Consider the following 1,585-nt stretch of genomic DNA (forward strand, 5'->3'; position numbering starts at 1 on the left):
GCCTGAGGTGTGATGCCGAGCCGATTGTGGCGAAGTGGGTGATCCTATGCTGCCGAGAAAAGCCTCTAGTGAGTGTCGCGGCGGCCCGTACCCGAAACCGACTCAGGTGGTCAGGTAGAGAATACCAAGGCGGTCGGGTGAACTGTGGTTAAGGAACTCGGCAAATTGCCCCCGTAACTTCGGGAGAAGGGGGGCCTCTGCTGGTGATCGGACGTGCTTCGTGAGCTGGTGGGGGCCGCAGTGGCCAGGGGGAAGCGACTGTTTACTAAAAACACAGGTCCGTGCGAAGTCGTAAGACGATGTATACGGACTGACGCCTGCCCGGTGCCGGAACGTTAAGGGGACCGCTTAGCCAGCCTTGTGTTGGCGAAGGTGAGAACTTAAGCGCCGGTAAACGGCGGTGGTAACTATAACCATCCTAAGGTAGCGAAATTCCTTGTCGGGTAAGTTCCGACCTGCACGAATGGCGTAACGACTTCCCCGCTGTCTCAACCACAGGCCCGGTGAAATTGCAGTACGAGTAAAGATGCTCGTTTCGCGCAGCAGGACGGAAAGACCCCGGGACCTTCACTACAGCTTGACATTGGTGTTTGGAGCGTCTTGTGTAGGATAGGTGGGAGACTGTGAAGCGGTGACGCTAGTTATCGTGGAGTCATTGGTGAAATACCACTCTGGTCGTTTTGGATGTCTAACCCGCGCCCGTGTATCCGGGTGGGGGACAGTGTCTGGTGGGTAGTTTAACTGGGGCGGTTGCCTCCTAAAAGGTAACGGAGGCGCCCAAAGGTTCCCTCAGCCTGGTTGGTAATCAGGTGTCGAGTGTAAGTGCACAAGGGAGCTTGACTGTGAGACTGACGGGTCGAGCAGGAGCGAAAGCTGGGACTAGTGATCCGGCATCGGCGTGTGGAAGCGGTGTCGCTCAACGGCTAAAAGGTACCCCGGGGATAACAGGCTGATCTTCCCCAAGAGTCCATATCGACGGGATGGTTTGGCACCTCGATGTCGGCTCGTCGCATCCTGGGGCTGGAGTAGGTCCCAAGGGTTGGGCTGTTCGCCCATTAAAGCGGTACGCGAGCTGGGTTTAGAACGTCGCGAGACAGTTCGGTCCCTATCCGCTGCGCGCGCAGGAGACTTGCGAGGGGCTGTCCCTAGTACGAGAGGACCGGGACGGACGAACCTCTGGTGTGCCAGTTGTTCCGCCAGGAGCACGGCTGGTTGGCTACGTTCGGTAGGGATAACCGCTGAAAGCATCTAAGCGGGAAGCTCGCCTCAAGATGAGGTCTCCCACCACGAGAGTGGGTAAGGCCCCCTAGAGATGATGGGGTTGATAGGCCGGAAGTGGAAGCGCAGTAATGTGTGGAGCTGACCGGTACTAATAGGCCGAGGACTTGACCCTGATATGCTCGCGTCCACTATGTGATCTCAGAGGCAGCAACCAGTGTTGGTTGTGTGTTTCATGGGGTTACGGCGGTTATAGCGGTAGGGAAACACCCGGTTACTTTCCGAACCCGGAAGTTAAGCCTGCCAGCGCCGATGGTACTGCACCGGGGACGGTGTGGGAGAGTAGGACGCCGCCGGACAATCTTTC

Annotated in this window: 2 rRNA genes; both read left to right on the plus strand. The window is 57.6% G+C overall.

The features are described 5' to 3' along the window. Positions 1 to 1,393, plus strand: a 23S ribosomal RNA gene (locus HHX31_RS33365); the annotation flags it as partial. 67 nt (positions 1,394 to 1,460) lie between these two features. After that, positions 1,461 to 1,577: ribosomal RNA gene (gene rrf, locus HHX31_RS33370) — 5S ribosomal RNA — on the plus strand. Positions 1,578 to 1,585: the final 8 nt, after the last annotated feature.

This window comes from Microbispora sp. H11081 (assembly GCF_012999535.1).
Taxonomy (GTDB): domain Bacteria; phylum Actinomycetota; class Actinomycetes; order Streptosporangiales; family Streptosporangiaceae; genus Microbispora.